Origin of the sequence: Pontibacter harenae (genome assembly GCF_020907245.1) — a bacterium.
Lineage (GTDB): Bacteria > Bacteroidota > Bacteroidia > Cytophagales > Hymenobacteraceae > Pontibacter > Pontibacter harenae.
In genome coordinates, this window is sequence record NZ_JAJJWH010000029.1 from 32,771 (window position 1) to 52,414 (window position 19,644).

Annotated in this window: 16 protein-coding genes and 1 pseudogene; 8 read left to right on the forward strand and 9 right to left on the reverse strand. The window is 46.6% G+C overall.

Translation table 11 applies throughout. The features are described from left to right. Positions 1-294: 294 nt before the first annotated feature. From LN893_RS14145 to LN893_RS14160, 4 genes are read right to left on the reverse strand one after another with little or no spacing between them, the layout of a single operon-like run. Complete coding sequence (locus tag LN893_RS14145) at positions 295-1,002, reverse strand: DUF4097 family beta strand repeat-containing protein (protein ID WP_229971145.1); 708 nt, start codon at positions 1,000-1,002, stop codon at positions 295-297. Positions 1,003-1,032: 30 nt separating this feature from the next. Then, on the reverse strand, positions 1,033-1,863 hold the full coding sequence (locus LN893_RS14150; protein WP_229971147.1) for a DUF4097 family beta strand repeat-containing protein: 831 nt from the start codon (positions 1,861-1,863) through the stop codon (positions 1,033-1,035). Between the two features lie 33 nt (positions 1,864-1,896). After that, positions 1,897-2,667, reverse strand: a complete 771-nt coding sequence (locus LN893_RS14155) for a HEAT repeat domain-containing protein (protein ID WP_229971149.1) — start codon at positions 2,665-2,667, stop codon at positions 1,897-1,899. Continuing rightward, the gene (locus LN893_RS14160; RefSeq protein WP_229971151.1) at positions 2,654-3,166 is read right to left on the reverse strand and encodes a GFO_1088 family ECF-type sigma factor; all 513 of its coding nucleotides are present in this window, start codon (positions 3,164-3,166) and stop codon (positions 2,654-2,656) included. The genes LN893_RS14155 and LN893_RS14160 overlap by 14 nt, the downstream gene beginning before the upstream one ends. Positions 3,167-3,282: 116 nt before the next feature. Here LN893_RS14160 and LN893_RS14165 point away from each other — a divergent pair, with 116 nt between their 5' ends. From LN893_RS14165 to LN893_RS20975, 3 genes and pseudogenes are all read left to right on the forward strand, one after another. Next, the gene (locus tag LN893_RS14165; protein WP_229971153.1) at positions 3,283-3,588 is read left to right on the forward strand and encodes a helix-turn-helix domain-containing protein; all 306 of its coding nucleotides are present in this window, start codon (positions 3,283-3,285) and stop codon (positions 3,586-3,588) included. Positions 3,589-3,684: 96 nt separating this feature from the next. Continuing rightward, positions 3,685-4,278: pseudogene (locus LN893_RS14170) on the forward strand (IS630 family transposase); the annotation flags it as partial. 66 nt (positions 4,279-4,344) lie between these two features. Further along, positions 4,345-4,599, forward strand: a complete 255-nt coding sequence (locus LN893_RS20975) for a TIR domain-containing protein (protein ID WP_439651214.1) — start codon at positions 4,345-4,347, stop codon at positions 4,597-4,599. Between the two features lie 360 nt (positions 4,600-4,959). Here LN893_RS20975 and LN893_RS14175 read toward each other — a convergent pair whose 3' ends face one another. Together LN893_RS14175 and LN893_RS14180 are read right to left on the reverse strand one after the other, a co-directional pair. Then, on the reverse strand, positions 4,960-5,835 hold the full coding sequence (locus LN893_RS14175) for a DUF5694 domain-containing protein (RefSeq protein ID WP_229971157.1): 876 nt from the start codon (positions 5,833-5,835) through the stop codon (positions 4,960-4,962). 27 nt (positions 5,836-5,862) lie between these two features. Further along, positions 5,863-8,322 carry an outer membrane beta-barrel family protein gene (locus LN893_RS14180; protein ID WP_229971159.1) on the reverse strand — a complete coding sequence of 820 codons (2,460 nt, stop codon included), beginning with the start codon at positions 8,320-8,322 and terminating at the stop codon, positions 5,863-5,865. Between the two features lie 213 nt (positions 8,323-8,535). Between LN893_RS14180 and LN893_RS14185 the strand changes: the two genes are divergently transcribed. Together LN893_RS14185 and LN893_RS14190 are read left to right on the forward strand one after the other, a co-directional pair. Continuing rightward, positions 8,536-9,555, forward strand: a complete 1,020-nt coding sequence (locus LN893_RS14185; protein WP_229971161.1) for a sensor histidine kinase — start codon at positions 8,536-8,538, stop codon at positions 9,553-9,555. A gap of 158 nt (positions 9,556-9,713) precedes the next feature. Then, positions 9,714-10,454, forward strand: a complete 741-nt coding sequence (locus LN893_RS14190; RefSeq protein WP_229971163.1) for a LytR/AlgR family response regulator transcription factor — start codon at positions 9,714-9,716, stop codon at positions 10,452-10,454. A 682-nt stretch (positions 10,455-11,136) separates the two neighbouring features. Here the strand turns inward: LN893_RS14190 and LN893_RS14195 are convergent. Continuing rightward, complete coding sequence (locus LN893_RS14195) at positions 11,137-11,862, reverse strand: LytR/AlgR family response regulator transcription factor (protein ID WP_229971165.1); 726 nt, start codon at positions 11,860-11,862, stop codon at positions 11,137-11,139. After that, positions 11,831-12,868, reverse strand: a complete 1,038-nt coding sequence (locus LN893_RS14200; RefSeq protein WP_229971167.1) for a sensor histidine kinase — start codon at positions 12,866-12,868, stop codon at positions 11,831-11,833. Before LN893_RS14200 ends, LN893_RS14195 begins: the two co-directional genes overlap by 32 nt. Before the next feature lie 373 nt (positions 12,869-13,241). Between LN893_RS14200 and LN893_RS14205 the strand changes: the two genes are divergently transcribed. The 3 genes from LN893_RS14205 to LN893_RS14215 all read left to right on the forward strand — a co-directional run bounded on the left by LN893_RS14205 (position 13,242) and on the right by LN893_RS14215 (position 19,174). After that, positions 13,242-14,564 carry a serine hydrolase domain-containing protein gene (locus LN893_RS14205; protein ID WP_229971168.1) on the forward strand — a complete coding sequence of 441 codons (1,323 nt, stop codon included), beginning with the start codon at positions 13,242-13,244 and terminating at the stop codon, positions 14,562-14,564. Between the two features lie 141 nt (positions 14,565-14,705). Continuing rightward, entirely contained in the window at positions 14,706-15,617 is a 912-nt protein-coding gene (locus LN893_RS14210) for an ABC transporter ATP-binding protein (protein ID WP_229971171.1), read from the forward strand. Continuing rightward, positions 15,614-19,174, forward strand: a complete 3,561-nt coding sequence (locus LN893_RS14215; RefSeq protein ID WP_229971173.1) for an ABC transporter permease/M1 family aminopeptidase — start codon at positions 15,614-15,616, stop codon at positions 19,172-19,174. The genes LN893_RS14210 and LN893_RS14215 overlap by 4 nt, the downstream gene beginning before the upstream one ends. A 29-nt stretch (positions 19,175-19,203) precedes the next feature. On the opposite strand, the gene LN893_RS14220 is transcribed toward LN893_RS14215, so the two are convergent. Beyond that, positions 19,204-19,380: a hypothetical protein gene (locus tag LN893_RS14220; protein WP_229971175.1), complete on the reverse strand. Its 177-nt coding sequence runs from the start codon at positions 19,378-19,380 to the stop codon at positions 19,204-19,206. Between the last annotated feature and the right edge of the window lie 264 nt (positions 19,381-19,644).

Below are 19,644 nucleotides of genomic sequence, written 5' to 3' on the forward strand. Positions count from 1 at the left end.
CCCCTTCCCGTTGATTCTTTAAGACAATGGATCAGTTCCATGTTCAGGATTCATGCTTTAAAATTTCCTGTTATAAACACGGTTGATTGCATGTCAGGGCGAACAGATTCTCCTCTCATACCTGGCTACTACCTGCGTTTAAAGCACGCTTTGCAGGTGTAGCTTAGTAACAGCATATAGGCTGCCTCATCACCTGCTTCAGGCGCTAACAGGAAATATGAAGTTTAGAAAGAAATTTTTATGCCGAAGTGCTAACCTAATGGCATGTCTTGTGTTATGCTATCCCACAAACTACTATTCCTGCTTCCGGAAATAAATATCGTTGCTGATGCTTTCCAAGTTGATAGAAGAACCTCCTTCATTTACTTTCCCTTTGAGTTGATGTCCTGCAACAGGAGCCTTTCCTTTATTTGGTAGGACTAGGTCCATGTCAGAGTAAATTTTCCCAGATGTTGTTTGCAAAGAGACAACGGCTCCTTGATACTGGGGCCAGTTCATATCCACAAAGCCACTGATGGACTTTGCTTCTACAGGGCCTGTTAACCCCTTGAGCTCAATATTGCCGTCGGTGGTTTCTACCGTCAAGTCCGCATTGCGGGGCACAAAAATTTCGTAGTCAATGTTTTTACAAATGAAACTTACGTCCTTCGTGCTTTCGATATACAACGTGCTCTCTGCCCCGTTTTGCGGGCAATCTTCCAGTTTTCCTGCTTTCAGGATTTCATAATCCAGGTCCATCTTTACGCGGGCACTTTTGTCGTCACTCTCAAACTCTAAGAGCACCACATCATTTAATCTGCCGCCGTTAATCTCATAGGTAGCTTTTACGGAGGCTTCTTTTTTATCCCAGGCGGTAATTTTGATGTTATCGCCGAACTTGAGTTGCAGCTCTACCTTGTTGCTCGCAGGTACCTGTAGTGTTCGCTCCACACTTTTAGGTTGGGCCTGTAGGTTTGCAACACTTGCCAGCACCAGTAATGCCAGAATTACCGTCTTTTTCATAGTTTTAAATGCTTTGGTTGAGAAATTGTTTTATTTGCTTTTTCGGATGAACATATCGCCGCTAATGGTGTAAAGTGTCATTTCAACGCCACCGCCGTTTGTTTTGCCCTGGATGTTGGTGCCTCCTGTCATCCTGGGTAAGTTGCTTTTCGGTTCTTTTGGGATATTCATATCAAGGTCGGAGTAGATCTGTCCCTGAACCGATTTCATTTTAAAATCTGCTTTGGTACCAGCGGGCAAATAAATTTCTACTGTACCGGTAATAACTGAGACAGCACTCGGTTTGCTCTGGTTCAGGCTAGAGAATTTAATGACGATGTCACTGTTGGTGGCATTTGCCACTACTGGTCCGGTAATGTTGGTCAGGCTGGCGTTCCAATTTTGGAGCTTCAGCTCTATCTCACCGTCCAGATCAGACATATTCAGGTTGCCATCAGTCCAGTTGGTTTCATGGAAGACCACAGCAACATTCTTGGGAACCTTAATTATGTACTTTCCGTCCTGGCGGGTTGTCTTGCTGATTTTAACCCCATTGTTTTCCTTTATGACGTGGAGCCCCAGTCCCGTATTGTCTTCTAATTGGTTGTAGAGTGGTTTTAACCCTGCAGCACGCGCGGGTGCCCCCTGATAGTTTTTTGCCTCTATCACTACTTCATTTGAGTTATGGCCTATTACCTGCACATCACTGTTGGACATAGTGACAACTACCTGGTTGCCCTTTGCGTTTTCCAGTTTTGTGGTGTGGGTCAGGGTCTTGCCCTGATTCCGTTGAACCCTGGTGCTACTGGTAGATATTTGTGCAAGGGTAGCAGAACTGTTTAGCAGCAGGCATAGCGATGCCAGTAACATTAATTTTTTCATGTTATCGTATTAAAAACTTGATTAAACTTGAGTCTATATCAGAATACCGATACCTTCTTCGGCTTTGCTTTTAACTATAGGAAGTAAACCTTTCTGTTGCGACAGTGCTTTTAACTGCTGCAGGGCACTTTTCTCTTTCAAAGCAATTAGTATATCAATCAGTGCAATCTGTACCAATGGGTCGGTCTGTATGGTTAAGGACTCTACAAAGGCACTCCTGACAGCGGCATTGTTACTGTACTGGTAAAGTGCTTCACTTGCGGCGAGCCGCACGTTCACGTTAGGGTCAGTGTTCATGGTGCGTATGAGCACTTTCAATAGGTCATTATTTGGGTCAGCGTTAAATTCCTGGCTTACCAGGCTGATGCGTTCACTAGCAGAAGAACTTGCATTTAGTGCTGCTTTTATTTCTTTTACTTCCTGGCGCAGGGCGGCTACCTCTGTGTTTGGAACGGTAGTATTGTTCTGCTTAAATTGAATGCCTGCCCAAAAAGCGCCTACCAGTAATAAGATGCCAGCTGCTACACGCCAGTAAACAGATAGCTGCTGTAGCGGGAAAAAGAATTGCTTTCCTTGTGAGTGGGCTTGATTTTCAATTTTTTCAAATAGCCAATCATCCGATAAAGCTTTATTTAAATGTTTGTCTCGCTGTGTATGTTGCTGGAATAAACCGGAATACTGTCTTAAATTTTCTGGCAGCAGCTTTGTCTTTTGGAAAAAGTCCCTTAGGTGATCTTCTTCTGCTAAGGTTGTTTCACCTTCGTAATACTTCTGAAGCAGTGCTTCTATGTTATCCCACTTCATAATTCTCCAATTTAAAAAAGCCGTCTCGTATACTTTTTCGAGCCCGCGACAGCAGAACCCGGATGTTGTTTATGTTTAAATTAGTTATCTGTTCGATTTCCTCGAAAGAGCAGCCTTCTTCTTCGCGTAAGTGCAGGATAAGTTTTTGCTGCTCTGGCAGCATGGCCACCAACCCTTGCACCTTATTCAGACTATCTACAACCTCTGAGCGCTGGTAGGGACTTGCCTCATCTGAACTAAGCTCCATACCCGCAATATCTATTTGTTTTCTTACCTTGCCCGCCTTCAATTTATTCAGGCACATGTTTTTGGTTACCGTCATGGCAAAAGCTTCTATACTGGTATAAGTATGTAATTTATGCCTGTTAGTCCATAGCTTTAGGAATACATCCTGCAGCATGTCCTCCGCCTCTTCTTTATTATGAAGCATGAGAACAGCCAACCTGTACAGCTTATCCTTAGCAGGAAGAACCTGGGTTTTAAACTCTTGTAGATCCATTCAATTAAAGAGACAACGCGGGTAGGCAAACATTACAGTAATCAACGAATTTATTTTTAAGTAATAGGAATGTTAAGTAGAGGGACAAAAATGGGTATATAGTTGTTACTGATGCTATGCGAACCATCAGATTAACAGATCAAGAAGAGAAAGAGCTGCTGGAGATTTACAAAAGCAGTGGGTATATCATCGAGCGCAAGCGCAGCCAGTGTCTGCTTCTTTCGCACCAAGGGAAGTCCATCAATGAATTAACCGGCATCTTTGGTGTTACCCGTTTAACCATCACCAACTGGCTTGACAAATGGAAGCAAGGTGGGCTGGCGGGCATTCGGCTGGAGTCGGGTCGGGCCGCAAGCAAAAATTGGCTGGTATCGGGCAGGAGCAGCTGGAGGCCTATGTTGAGGAGCATAGCTGGAATCTGAATGCCGTACTAGCTTTGCTAAAAGAAAAGCACGCAGTAGAGGTGAGTAAGAAGACCCTGCAGCGCTTTTTAAAAACGTAGCTGTTACTCTTTCAGACGGGTGCGTCACAGCTTGAAAAGCAAACAAAGGCCTGATGAGCTGGAGGCAAAGCAGCAGCAACTTCTGCAACTGGAATCCTTGCAGGAGCAGGGCTTCCTGCAGCTCTACTACTATGACGAAAGCGGATTCTCGCTCACCTCGGCACTGCCTTATGCCTGGCAGAAGAAGGGTAAAACCATAGAAGTACCTGCGGCCAGGGGCAAGCGGATCAATGTAGCGGGATTGCTTAATAAGCAGGGAGACTTTCATTACCAAACTCATACTGGCCCAATGGGCAGTAAAGAAATTATCTGTCTGCTCGACAGCTTTTGCCAGGGGCTAGAGCAAAAAACGGTGGTGGTTGTCGACAACGCGCCAACTCACCGCTCTAAAGCTTTTATGGAGAAAGTAAAATGCTGGCAAGAGCAGGATTTGTATATTTTCTTTCTGCCGCCATATTCTCCGGAGCTAAACAAGATTGAGATGCTCTGGAAGAAAATCAAGTACCAGTGGCTCGACTTCAAAGCCTATTTGTCTTGGAATAACTTACAGCAACACCTGGAACACGTGCTCCTTAACATTGGTAAAAAATATATAATTAATTTCGTCTAAGCACTTATATATGGGATATAGAAATGGAAATTACGCAGCGTTTTATGTTGCAGAGCCGTCTAACGAATGCGCACTTGGTGCACATGCCACAAGGGATTTTTGCTACTACAACATGCGAAAGGAAAAGACGCTTTATTTCCCTTTAATGACTCACATGATAAGACCTACAACGTCCGTGATAACAGCATTTGGGAGAAAACATTGAAGCCACGGCTGAGAGAGCGAATAAGAAATTCAAAAAATATCGTACTTTTCCTGAGTTCTAACACAGTTAGTTCAAGAGCGCTAAGAGAAGAAATTGATTACGGAATAAATGATTAGGGACTGCCGGTTATTGTGATATATCCAGAGTATTCCTCGAAGGAAAGTCTTCTGATGAATGGTTCTTTGAAACAGTCCATAAAAAGCCTTTGGGACAAATTGCCCACTTTTAGAGATTCGATGAATAAGGTTCTGACACTACATGTCCCTATCAAAAAGGAAATCATTGAGGCCTCTTTAAAGGATAGCGACTTTATGTTAGCGACTAAGACGACTGCCAATTACTACTGGTACAAACTATGAAAAAGGTTAGTATCTTCGACAGGAGGGTAGTTGGGAATTTCCTCAAGATTACCTCGGGGATTAGCACAACGCTGTCATTGCTAGTTCTATTTGTTGATATATACGGTATCTCATTCTTTACTTCACAAACTCATCTAGCCTCCGCAGTTTCATATCAGGAGCATTTTCCAGCAAGTGTTTGAGAATGGGCACATGCCCTGCTCCTACCAGTATTAAAATTCGATCGTTTTTGCTGGCAAGTCGCTGTAGGTTTGAGAACATACGAATGTTGCGGTTGTACCACCTGGTAATGAAACCGTCTGCCCCAGCTGGCTCTGCATTCGTGCCGATGCGGGTGTATACAAGGTATACACCGTGGTTTATGCGCAGTGCCTCATCCGAATTCATCAGGAGCAGGTACTCCTTCAAAGGCATCTGTTTTGCAATGGTATCGTCGTAAGCAAAAAATTGGTTATACTTGTTGTCCCAGTCCTTTACCAATGGTTCCCCCATCTCATACTGTTTCGCCATCCAGACAGAGTCCTCAGATGCAAGCGAAAAGCGGAAAGGGTTGGCATCGAAAGCATAGACTCTTTTGTGCTGCAGCTGCCTTGCCAACCTAAAACCAATCTGATAGGTTTCGTCCCGCTGTGTCTTCAGGTCAGCTGGCTTAAAGCTATCGTACAATTTATCCAGCTTCTGCTGCGAAGCCACTGGGTACTCTACTACAATTTTGGTTGGTTTATACTTTGCCAGCAGCTTTGCAAGTTCCTGTACCTGCTTTTGTCGCTCCTCAGATAATATGTCCACCTGCATGCTTTCCTCAGTTTTGTAGGCGTCCAACCCAGGGTAATCAAAATGAAACAGCCCCAGCAGCAGCACATCAGCTTTCACCAGCGAATCAGGGAAAATTTCCTGTACCCGCTTCTCGACTTGGTTTTTAGTTAGCTTTTGAGCCACTGAAATATTGACCATACTTAGCATTGCCAATAAGAGTATAAACTGCTTTTTCATATGTTGCTTCTGATATTTTAAAGATAATTACAGCCTTCCCTCCTCTTCGCCTGTGCCTGTGCGGCGGCTGCGGGCGGTTCTGACTTTGTTATTGCCGAACTTATAGTCGAATGTCAGGTTAAGGCGGCGGCTCTCCCACTGGTTTTGCCAGTACATGTTCACGTTGCCGTAGTTTAAGGTGGCTCTGGCACGGCTGGTGTCGAATACATCGCGCAGCTTCAGGCTAACGGTGGCTTTTCCGTCCAGAAAGGTTTTCTTGGCCCCTAAATCTATCTGGTAATTGGCTCTGGTGTTGTACAAACCCTCAACCGAAGGAGACCCGTAGTAGCCCGAAAGCTGCAGCCTGTAGTCTCTCGGCAAAGTGAAGCTCTGGTCTGCGCTGGCCGACCAGCTGATTTGCGACCTGCTGTAGTCTGTGCCTAAAACAGGTGTGGCAACGGTAGCGTAGCTTCCCTCCAACTGCAGCGTCGAAGTCCACCAATCGTTTACAGGCACCGTGCCGCCGCTGCTAAGGCTCAGGTAGGTGGATTTGCTCAGGTTCTCGGGCCTGCTGATGCTCACCTTCGTCTCGTCGTTCTGCTTGATCACACTCGTCACAAAGTTGCTGGACTCCAGATAGCTGATGCTCAGCAGCTGAAAGCTTTTGTAGGTATAGTTAAACTGCAGCGAGTTAGAGAAAGAAGGCTGCAGAAACGGATTTCCCTGCATGGCGGTGTAAGGATCGGAGTAAAACGTGAAAGGGTTCAGGCTGCTGTAAGAGGGGCGGCTGATGCGGCGGCTGTAGGAGGCCGAGAACTGGTTGTTGTCGTTGGCACTATAGCTAACAAAAACGCTCGGGAAAAACCGCAGGTAGTCACGGTCCACTGCCTCACCTGTGGTAACTGAATGGCCTTTGGCAGCTGTTTGCTCCGCCCTTAAGCCTGCCTTCATACTCAGCTTCTTGCTGAACTTTCGGCTCAGGCTAAGGTAGCCTGCGTGTATGGCTTCGCTGTAGATAAAACTGTTGGTGCGGCCCTTATCGTTTACCCAATCCTGCTCCTGTAGCTCTTCAAACCTGATGTCGCTGTCGTTGCTTACCCAGCTGGCCTTTACGCCCGCCTCCGCCCTGTAGCCTTTCCCGAAGGGGTGCACATAATCCGCTTTCAAAGATTTTATACTCGCCTCGGCGCCGCTGAAACCGCGCAATTGGGTGGACACCTGCGCCACTTCCCCCGCTGCACCGTAAAAGCTGTTTGTGAACAGGTCCTCGGCCTCGCTGCTGTAGTTCACATAATCCGCATCGAAAGAGAGCGTGCGCCCTGTGCTGTCGATCTCAAACCTATAGTTCAGGTTCAGGCTGTAGTTGTCGGAATTTGCTTCTTTGGGATTTGTCATGTCCATGCTCCCGAAGGCCGTGCCAGCCGCATCATAGTTAACAGAGTTACTGGTGGTGAGCGTGCGTTCAGGCGAGGCATAGCCTTTTGCCATCACGCCGACAGTATGCTTCTTGCTGATGAAATAGTCGGCTCCCGCCGTCACATTGTAGCTTTTGGTGATCGGGTGCCAGTAGTTTACCTGGTTGTAGAGGCTGTCGTTGATGTTGCGTTTCAGCGTCAGGCGGTTGAAGGAGTTATAGTGGCCCGCGTTCAGGCGGGTGAAAAAACTCACCTTGCCTGTGTTATAGTTCAGGTTCAGGCCTCCCCACACCTTCTCGTACTTGCCCTGCCCCACGCCCACGTTGGCCGTCCCGTTCATGCCCAGGGTCTCGTCTCTTTTAAGCTGAATGTTGATGATTCCTGCTGTGCCCGCCGCATCGAAAGAAGCAGGCGGGTTTGCCATCAGCTCTACTTTACTGACCGCCGAGGCAGGCAGTGATTTCAGGTAGTTCTGCAGCTCCGCTCCAGACATATAGGTCATCTTGCCGTTGATCATCACCTGTACGCTGCCGCTTCCCCTGAAGATGATGTTATCGTCCTTGTCCAGGCGCACGCCAGGCGCATACTTGAGCACCTCCAGCGCATTGTCGCCTGCGGTGTTCAGTTGCCCCACGTTCATCACCACGCGGTCCGCCTCCTGCTCCAGCAGCGGCTTCTGTCCTTTTACCACCACCTCCTGCAGGGCATTGGCTTTCTGCTGCATGGCTATGGTCGGCACCTGCACCTGCTGCTGCTTTACCTCAAAGGCGGTGCTCTGTGCAGGGGAAAAACCGACCATCAGGGCTTTGACGCTGTACTTGCCAGGCTTCACCTGGGCAAAGGCATAAGCGCCTGCGGCATCCGTCATCTCAGAGGCTACCACCGCCGAGTCTGGCAGCTGCAGCAGCAGCACCGACACATAGTCCAGCGGCTTCAGCGAGGCTGCCTCTGTAACCGTGCCATTGACTGCGGCGGCTGTCTGTGCCCTGGAAGTAAAGGCGGTTAAGCAGAAAGCGAGGCTGCATAACATGAAAAGACTTCTAAACGCCTTTTGTCCTTTGTCTTTTGTCGCGGTGGTAGATGTATTTTTCATGGCTCAGGTTTTTCGTTTCGTTGATGCTGAGCCAAAGGTGCGGCATACCCTGCACTATAGGAATTAAACTATCCGAACCACCCAAAACATTATCCGAAACCGAAAAAACGGCGAAACTGGGGGTGATATAAGAAAAGCAGGTGTTGGCATCACAAAGCAAGGGTTTGGGATAAAAAAGGTGCGGTTGAGGGAAGTTCTTTTTAGCTTTAGAACATGAATGCGACACAAAAAAAGATAGCGCTGCACCTGTTGGGCTGGATGCTCTACATCGGCTATACCTTTTTGGGCTACTTCCTCTACAACTGGGACTACAAAATCATGCTGCTTAACATCAGTCAGGATGTGCTGCACCTGGTGGAGTTTTACCTCTGCTACCTGCTGGTCTTCCCGCTATGGATGAAGTATAAAAACTGGCTGGTGCTGGCGGTAAGCGTTGTAGCCGTCATGTTTCTCTACACACTTCTGCGCTATACCATAGAGGAAGTGCTTTTCCAGGTATTCTTCGGTTTCAGCAACTATAGCGCGGGCACCTCGCTGTCCTATTACATTTTCGACAACCTGTACTGGGCCATGCCTGGCATCTTCCTGGGGGCCGTGGTGTGGGCTTTTGAGGCAACGCTGAAGCAGGAACGCGAGAACCGTACCCTAAAGCAGGAGAAGACACAGGCAGAGCTGGCTTTCCTGAAAACGCAGATCAACCCGCACTTCCTTTACAACACCCTTAACTACCTGTATTCACTGGCCTATCCTGTGTCCGACAAGCTGGCCGACGCCATCATCAAGCTGTCGGACCTGATGCGCTACATGCTCTACGAGAGCAAGGACGGCCGTGTGGAGCTGCAGAAGGAGGTGGATTACCTGGAGAACTACATCAACATTTACCGCCTCCGCTTCGAAGATAATTTTTTTGTGAATTTCAACATTCAGGGCCACGTGAACGGACAGCGGGTGCCTTCGCTGGTGCTGATCCCATTTGTTGAGAACGCCCTGAAGCACGGTGTGGTGGACGATGCCGCGGCGCCTGTCAGCATCAACCTGCAGCTAGTCAACGACAGCCTGTACTTCGATGTGAGCAACCGCATCAACCAAAGCCAGAAAGACCAGACCACGGGCATCGGCCTTACCAACATCCGCCGCCGCCTCGACCTGCTTTACCCTGGCTCTTATACATTGGATGTAAGCGAAGACGGGAAGCGGTACCAGACAAGGCTTAAGCTGCAGCAGGTGAATTAGATCAGGACTCAAAAGAATCGATGGGCAGGATCAAGAACCATGATCATTGTCCGTCGCAGGTTCATTTGATACATAAACCTTACCCACACCCCACCCAGCGAATCCCAGTTCGGATAACAACTCTTTAACTTTCTAACTCTTTAACTCCCTAACTTAAAATGATCCGTTGCATAGCTGTAGATGACGAGGCGTACGCTGGCAAACTATTAGCCGATTATATTCAGAAGGTTCCGTTCCTGGAATTGGTGGGCACCACCACCAGTCCCATTGAGGCCATCAACTGGGTGCAGGAGGGACGCGTGGATTTGGTGTTCCTGGACATTCAGATGCCAGAGCTGACAGGTATACAGTTCATGAAGATCTGCGGCGGCAAGTGCAAAGTTATACTCACAACGGCTTACCCTGAGTATGCCCTGGAAGGATACGAGCACGATGTGGTAGACTACCTGCTCAAGCCTATCCCGTTCGACCGTTTCCTAAGGGCGGCACACAAAGCACAGGGCATGATGCCACAGCAGCAGACTCCGACGGTAGCTTCCGCCGCACCTGCGCCAGTTGCCCCGGCTCCTGCCCCTGAGTACATGTTCATCAAAGGCGAGAGCAAGAACAAGTTCTTGAAGATAGACTACAGCGACATTCTGTATGTGGAAGGGCTGAAGAACTATGTGTCCGTCTTTCTGCGCTCAGAGCGAATCGTGACCTACCAAACCCTCCGCGACCTGGATGAGCAGCTTCCTCAGCCCCCTTTCTACCGCGTACACAAATCCTACATCATCTCTATCGACAAAGTCAGGATGGTCGACGGCAACACCGTCTACATCGGGGACAAGTCCATACCCGTGGGGGAAACCTACCGCGAAGGCTTTCTGAAGATGATCAGGGAGAAGGAGCAGCAGTAGCTTTGGAGCAGGGTTAGCGCCGACGCCCAACTTCACTACTTGTTTGTGCAACTCTGTTATCCGTTCATGAAGGTATAAAGCACGCCTAGAGGGTCCAGATAAGCCCGAGCCAGCGGCGGAACGGCCACTGCGGTTTCGATAGTTACTTGTACAGATTCCACAGCTGTCAAAACAGCTCAACTGCTGTATTTGCTGCCTTCAGAAAGGGAAGAAACTTGGTAAGGAATCTAAAGTGGCAAGACGGGCTGTATGCACCACCCTTGGCAACTGACTTATTGGCGACCTGGCGTTGCCCGCATACCAGAAATAGAGGGTTAAATGAGTCTAATAGTTGGGGAGCAACGTTTTGCAGCTATCAGAAGGTAGCAGCTATTTCGGAGCACTGCACTGTTAATCAAGCGGAAACCTCTGTAGAAGAACAGAGGTTGGGTTAACCACTGAAACGCCACTTTTGTGGCTGCTGTTATGTGCTGCCTTTACTGAAACGTTTATATCAACAAAAAATAACTACCTAACTGAATCCCTCCTGTAAACTGGTGCAATATAACCTTTTTCCATAGCCGTCAACAGATGTGTACAATCTCAATTTGAATTAAGTAGTATTTAGAAATTTGGAAATTTGGATTTTGCCACAACGATCTGGTCAACTTGGAAAAAGTCTCATAGCCTATGAGAAAATATACTAAAGGCCCTTCAACTTCCTGAAGAATCTATCGCTATACGTGCCGCTGATCGGAACGATCTGATCCGCTATCCAGATCCTATTCTTCTCAATGTGATCTATCTTGTCGATGGCCACCATATACGATTTGTGCACACGGGCAAAGTTGTGGGCGGGGAGGTGCTCTTCCAGTTTAGCAAAACTTGTAAGCGTCAGGATTTTCTCTTTGGCAGTGCGTATCTGTAGATAATCCTTCATGCCTTGTATAAAACATATGTCACTGGTGGCAATCTTTTGTATGCGATGCCCAACCTTCAGGAATAGGTATTCCTGTTCGTTTATATAGGCCGGTTCTACGGCTGTTTCAGAAGGCTGCTGTTTACTGCTTTGCTCCTGAAACAGCCGTAAAACTCCCTTATAAAACCTTTCAAACGAAAAGGGCTTTACCAAATAATCCTTCACATTAAGTTCAAAGGCTTGCAGGGCATACTGATCATAGGCCGTAGTGAGAATGATTAAAGGACGAGGGTGCAGCATCGGGATGAAGTTCAGGCCATCCAGGTCAGGCATGTTGATGTCGAGGAAAAGCAGGTCCGGATTATCTTTCTTTAATTGGCTGGAAGCTTCCAGAGGACTCATAAAGCTGCCTTTTAGCTCCAGAAAAGGCACTTTTGCAATATACTCTTCCAGGATTTCCTGTGCTAGGTGCTCGTCATCAATTATATAGCATGTTAGTTTCTCTCTCATGGTTCTGTAAGTGGTGACAAGGTATTGTTAGCTCTACAGTAAAGAACTCTTCCTTACTTGTTACCTTTAAGGTATGTTGGCCAGGGTATAGCAATTGCAGTCTTTTTTTTACATTATCCAACCCAATCCCGCCAGGCTCGTCCAGTGGTTTAGAACCGGTGCTTCTGATTGGATTATGCGTCATGAAGGTAAGGCTATTATCACCTATCGCAATCTTAACTTTTATGTCACCGATATTCAATCGTGCCGGGCTGTGTTTATATGTGTTCTCGAGCAGGTTGATGAGTACCAGCGGAGCAATTTCGCAGGAGTTTATCTCTCCTGCTATGTCTATATTTACCACGGGTGCATTTTTATACCTGAGCTGCTGCAGGCTTATATAGTCCTGCAGGTAGTTTATTTCTCTCTCAAGAGGCACCGTATTAGCGGTAGACTCATAGATCATATAGCGCATCAGTGAGGATAAGCACCTTACTGCATCAGGTGCAGACTCAGATTGCTTATAAACCAACGTGTGAATGTTATTAAGAGTGTTAAACAGGAAATGCGGATTGATCTGCGATTTCAGGTAGGCCAGTTCTGCCTGTGCAGCTTGTTTTTGAGAGCTTTCCCTTTTCAAGGTATCGGTAAACCAGTTCTCGGTTGCCCGTGCCCCCCAGCTAAGAACCACACATAGTAAAACCATACTGAAAAGTTTAGTAAAGTACTGATCCAGGAAAGTGCTCAAATCATTACTCCCCCCCTCCGCCAGTAAAAAAGGAAGAGGGCCTGCCAGTAAAACAACGGTAAGGCCAAGTAAGTAAAGCCCGTACCTTTTCCTGTTCAGATAGCGTGTTAAAAGGAGAAAATGGCTGTAAAAAACGGCTATGCCTGCCAGGATGATGGTGCTTGATAAGTACAGCCAGTTTGGGTGACCTTCACTCCAGAATACCCAACAAAAAAACAGGAAGGTCAGCAGCCAGCCTGAGAGATGAAAAACAGTAAACTTCTTTTTAATATCATTCATATAGCAAAGGTATTTTTTCCTTCTCTTAACATCTAAACTACTCTGCCAGGCTTGTGTATCAATCTGCAAAACAGCTTATCCGCTCTTCAAGTGCTATGGCAGAGGCAAAACAGTAGGTGGTCGATTACTTTCCGGACCTTGCATATCTCTTTTCCCATTCTTTTCCAGTTTCGGTTCCTTTGGTCAGGAAATATGATTGAAGGTAATCAATGTAGCACTTGGGCGCAATGGGGTTCACTCTTAATCACAATCTGTACTTCCGCAGTGCTTGCTGCTGGTGAAAGCACTGCAGGACACCTGAAATAGCTTATAAAACAATACCCTTACCAGCTTTGATTCAAAAAACTGCCATAACCATTTAATATTTACTGATATGAAAAGAATCATATTTTTAACGTGTTTACTTTTTGTCGCTTTCAACGTCAAAGCACAGGAAATAAACAAAGCCAAACTGGACAGCCTTTTATCTATGGTAGAGGAGTACCAGAAGGGAATGGGAAGTCTATCTATCTTCAGGAACGGAAAAGAAATCTATCAAAAGTCAATTGGTTATTCCGATACCGAGCACAAAATCGAGGCAGGTAAAAATACCAAATACAGAATCGGCTCTGTTTCAAAAATGTTTACCGCCACTATTATCATGCAGCTTGTGGAGAAAGGGAAATTAACAACCGAATCAAAACTGAGCGAATTTTTCCCAGATCTGCCTCATGCAGATAAAATCACAGTGCTCCACCTTTTAAAACATCAAAGCGGAGTTTTTGACCTTACTAATTCCCCCACCTTTGATAGATGGAAGCTTAATCCTAAAACCAAGGATGAGGTCCTTGGATTAATCAAGACCAACGAAACAGTCTTCAACCCAGGGGAAAGAACGCAGTATTCCAATACAAATTATGTGTTGCTAACCTATATAGCCGAAAAGATAGAAGATGAAGATTTTTCAAAAATCCTTAAAAGGAGAATTACCAAACCGCTTCGTTTAAAAAACACCTATTTAGGTTCGGCCATAAACCCTAAAGACAAGGAAGCCTTTTCTTACGCTAAAATGGGTAATTGGCATAAAGGAGAAGAAACACATTTCAGTATTCCACAGGGAGCAGGTTTAATTGTTTCTACACCTACCGATCTTAATACTTTTATTTGGGCCCTGTCCAACGGAGAGCTGGTGAACAAGACCTCTCTGGAAAGAATGCAGGAGATGGAGGGGGGCTATGGAATTGGACTGAACCCGATAAACATAGATGGGGAGAAGATGATAGGACATACAGGCAGAATAGATAATTTCTCTTCGGTCTTATGTCTTGATCCGGTAAGAAACATATCATTTGCTTATACATCAAACGGAGTTGATATGCCTGCCATAGACTTGCTGAAGGGTATTTTTAGTATCTCCTTTGGGAAAGAATATAAACTACCCTCTTTCTCAGCTCCTTATGTTAACAAACCCGAAGATTTAAAACCTTTAGAAGGTGTGTATGGGAATCAGACGTTTCCACTAAAAGTCAAAATTTATACTGCAAACGGCGTCTTGATGGCAGATGGAGTAGGGCAGAAACCTATCTATTTAGAAGCCATTGAGAAAAACAAATTCAAATTTGAACGGGCAAACCTAACCTTAGAGTTCATTCCCGCAGAAAATAAAATGCTGTTTACCAGGGGAGATAGAACAGAAGCATTAGAGAAGGATATATAATTTATCACTGATGCTATACCTGCTCCTTATAAATAATAGTTGCTTCAAAAACTTCTGAAAAGCCATCTGGTTCCGGGAAAGTATGCTCCAGCCAGAAGCCCGGTTCTGTTAAATCACTAATAGCTACATAAGATCTATACAATGGGCTTATCCATTCAAAACGTTTCCAAAACCTATGCCAACGGCGTAAAGGCACTACAGCATGTATCATTGCACATCCCTTTGGGCATGTATGGTTTATTAGGCCCTAACGGTGCCGGCAAGTCCACTTTGATGCGCATACTAGCCACTCTGCAGGAGCCTGACGAAGGGCAGGTGTTTTTAGGGGATACGGATGTGGTGAAACACAAGGAGGTAGTCCGCAAGACCCTAGGCTATCTTCCCCAGGATTTCGGACTCCTAAAAAATGTTACCGCAGGGAAACTACTTGATCACTTTGCCATACTTAAAGGCATTACACATCGGGCATCACGGAAAGAAGTGGTGGAACACCTGCTCCGGCAAACAAACCTTTGGGAAAAGCGCAAACAGAAGTTAGGAGGCTTTTCAGGGGGTATGAAACAGCGCTTTGGCGTAGCGGTGGCATTGCTGGGTAACCCAAAGATACTGATCGTTGACGAACCGACAGCAGGGCTTGATCCGGCAGAACGGGTACGTTTTCTGAACCTGCTCAGTGAATTGGGCGAAAGCAGTGTTGTCATTCTTTCTACCCATATCGTGGAAGATGTAGCTGAACTATGCACGAATATGGCTATCATCAACAAAGGTGAGATTCTGCTTGAGGCTCAACCCCTGCAGGCGGTTAAGGATCTCGAGGGAAAGATATGGCGCAGGGTAATAGAGAAAAACATGCTATCTTCTATGGAGCGTACCTATGAGCTAGTCTCTACCAAATTAGTTAGCGGCAGAACCATGATTCATATCTACAGCCAGGTAAACCCGGGTAATGGATTCGAACTGGTGGAACCCGATCTGGAGGATGTGTATTTCAGCACCATGGCAGGATATTACACTGCCGGCCAGAGCCTACAAAAGAAGGGAGCGGCGCTATGAGGGCCTTGGAAATTTTCCGGTTTGAAGTATATTATCAGTTGCGCCGGCCATCAGTCTGGATCCATTTCTTTGCTGTGGTGGGACTTCTGCTAATGGTGCTGGATGAGTTGGTAGAGTATGCGCGAACGGTGGAGGTAGTGCTCATGAATGCCCCGTTGACGGTTGCGGATCTTTCAGGTTTCTCGAATAGGTTTGGCTTACTGCTTGTAGCGGCATTGGTGGGCGATGGAGCCATGCGCGATATACAGGCCCGGATGGATCCGCTTCTTTACACAAGCTCCATCAGCAAGATGGCCTATTTAGGCGGCCGGTTTCTCGGCACCTTTATTTTGGCTGGTGTACTGCTTTTCGCGGCTGTTGCTTTAAGCCTGCTAATTGGACACTATGCTTATGAAGTAGATGCATCCTTATACGGCCCGTTCAGTCCGCTTGCCTGTCTCAAGGACTGGCTATTTTTAACCCTGCCAAGCGCCTTTTTCGCAACAGCCCTGCTATATGCCTTCGTGTTGGTTAGCCGGCGAGCCATGGCTGCTTATATCGGTGGCTTACTGCTTTTTATCCTTGGGCAGTTTAGTCTGGGAATCACAGGGAACTGGGAGTTGGCTGAGCTGGTGGATTCCTCTGGCCAAACTGCAATAAGTGCGTTGCAGCGTTCACTAACGCCGCTTCAGGCAAACACCGCATCAGTTGAGTTAAAAGGGTCTCTGCTTGTCAACCGTATCCTTTGGTCGTGTATCTCAATTGCTGTGGGCTTGATGGCCTATGCCCGCTTCCAGCTTGCCTGTCACACATCAGGGTTCCGGTGGAAGCGGACAACTATCTCCTCTGCAGACATGCCTGTAGAGGAGCGTTCGCTTCCGGTTAAGGTATTACCTGTTGCCAGGTCATTCGACATCAAAACCAGCATCTACCAAACCAGTGCGCTCGCAGTGCGCTTTTTCCGGGAAATTTTAATGAGCCCGGCGGGTTTGACCTTTCCAGTTATGGCCATTGTCGCTTTCCTTGCTGTGGGCATATCCAACAAAGGCCCTTTTGCCCATGCGATGCTGCCTGTTACAAGCCGGATAACTACGTTGATGAACCACACCGCAATAGAAGTGATTGTTGTATTGCTGATTACACTTTTTGCAGGGCAATTGGTATGGCGGGAACGTGATGCGCGACTAAATGATATTGCTGATGCGGCACCTGTGCCGGACACGGTACTGATTGGTAGTAAGTATTTAGCTTTAACGCTTCTTTTGCTAGCGTTACAAGCAGCCGTAATGCTAGGAGGGATGAGCCTTCAGCTCCTGAAAGAATATTATCAACTGGAGATTGGCTTATACCTGCAGGTCCTCTTTGGTTTTCAACTGATAGATTATCTTTTGTTTGCCGCTGCGGCAATGGTAATTCATGTTCTGGTAAATCAGAAATATGTAGGGCACTTAGTGGTGCTGATGTTTTACCTGTACACGCTGCTGCCATCAAAACTGGGCATTGAGCACAAACTGCTTGTGTTCGGTTCAGATCCAGGGTTGGCTTCTTCTGTGTTCTACGGTCAAAGCGCCTTTATCGGTCCCTGGATTCTGTTTAAAATCTACTGGACAGGCTGGGCTATACTCTTTATGATTGTAACGAGGTACTTATGGGTGAGGGGCAGAGAAACCAGATTCAGACAGCGGTTTCAGCAGGCATTTAAAGGGCTCAAGCGTTCCCCATTATCAGTTGGCTTTGCATGTTTACTTGTTGTTTTAACAGGAAGCCTGGTCTTATACAACACCAATATATTGAATGACTATGATACTGCAGCCGAAAGAATTGAGCGGCAGGTAAATTATGAACGTCTTTACGGCAAACATAAAGGCATGCCACAGCCACACCTTACAGGTACTACGCTGCGCATTGAGCTATACCCTGAGAAAAGAGAAGCTTACATAGAGGGTACTTATCAGCTCAAGAACAGTACTGGAAAAAGTATTGATTCTATACATGTAGCCCTTTCCGCAGAAGTTGAAACCAGCAAAATAAGTTTTAACCAGAAAGGCAGGATCGTCCTTGATGATAAAGAACTGGGGTATGCCATCTATTCTCTGGAGCAGTCTCTTCAGCCAGGAGACTCTTTGCAGATGCGTTATAACATACGCTTTCAGCCAAAAGGTTTTACTAACCGTGGAATTGCTGCAACTGTAATAAATAATGGCACGTGGATCAGTAACTGGGAATGGTTGCCTGCTGTCGGTTACCAAACTGACCGTGAATTGCGTAGTGATGGGCTACGTGCCCAATATAAGTTACCCAAGCGGCTGGCGACAGGAGCGCTTCATGACACTGTAGCCCTGTATGACCGGAACGGGCGGGAGTGGATCCAGTTTGAAGCGACGATTGGCACTACAGCCGGGCAAATTGCCGTTGCACCTGGAGCCGTCAGAAAGTCTTGGATGGAAAATGGCAGACAGTATTTTCACTACGTTGCTAATTATCCTATCCTGAATATGTACCATATCTATTCCGCCAGCTATAAAGTGCGTGAATCAAACTGGAACAATACAGCTCTCCAGGTTATTCACCATCCGCAGCATGCGCTGAACCTGGACAGGATCGAACACGGAATGAAAGCGTCCCTGGACTATTTTTCGAAGAGCTTTAGCCCATATCAATATGATCTGCTAAAGTTCGTGGAATACCCAGACCCTGGAACAGGTGGTATTTCCTTGCCTGGGGCTATAAGTTACTCAACAAACTTTGCCTTGCTGCATCCAGCCGGAGATAACAGAGGCTTTGATCTTCCCTTTGCCGTGGCAGCACATGAGGTGGCACATCAATGGTGGGGGCATCAGCTTACACCTGCCGATGTTGAAGGAGCACCTTTCTTAACAGAAGGTCTGGCCTGGTATAGTGCATTTGGCGTTGTGGAGCAGGTTTACGGCGCTGGGCACTTGCAAAAACTTCTGGACACCATGCGCAGGGAATTTCTGAATCCCAGGAGCAGAGCCTCTGTACCACTTCTACAGGCGAAAGATAATTTTCAAAAGTATAGAAAGGGACCGTTAGCGATGCATGCCTTACGGGAATATGTGGGAGAAAAGCAGGTAAATCAAGCACTGCAGAACTTGTTACAAAAGCATAAATCAGGTGAGCCTCCTTTCGCAACATCACTGGACTTTTATGCAGAGATAAAAGCGGTAACGCCTGATTCGCTACAATACCTGCTGGAAGACCTATTTTCTAAAAATACTTACTGGGAGCTGGAAACAAACGCCGTCGGTGTGACAAAGGCTGACAGTGGCTGGCTGGTAACCCTGGATGTGTCTGCCAATAAAGTGCAGGTGAACCACCTTGGGGATGTGACGGTTGCTCCGATGAACGATTGGGTTGAGATTGGCCTTTTTGGCAAAGGAAGTGATTTCAGCCAACGAACAATCTACTTGAGCAAGCACAGAATTCACAGCGGGAAAAATCAAATTTTAATTCAGGTAACAGAAAAACCTGAGGAAGCGGGAATAGATCCGCGGCACTTGCTAATCGATACTGAGGTTAGCAATAATATTAAGCAGGTAACGGGTGCCTCGTCCTGAAGATTCCATTCTCAAGAAACCCCAGAATTTTAGGACGAAAAAGAGGAGCTCACCCGAAATACCTTGCTGATCATAAGCAAAGTTATGGCAAAAAGCCCTTTTATGCCAACTGGAGGGGGTGGCGATTGTAGTACTTTGGCAGGAGCAGAAACTTGCAGCAGGTTGCTTTCTATTGTGCTGCCTCTATCCAATATTAGTTCATCCATTTACGTATATCAAGTAGTTACTTGCAAGCCAGAACAAAACTAAAGATTGTACAGAAACCCAGTAGAAGCAGTCATAGAAAATCTCCTGCCTGAAAAGATTTTTCTCTATTGCAAAGGAAGCTCCTACAACCTTTAGCTTACCCTTTTGGCTGTTAAGCTAAAGGTTGTAGGCAGCCGGTACTGCTTAAAACGGCACGGGAGATCTTTTAAAGCCGAATCAGTGTTACCTGATACAATCGCATCAACTCCTGCCTATTTTCGCTG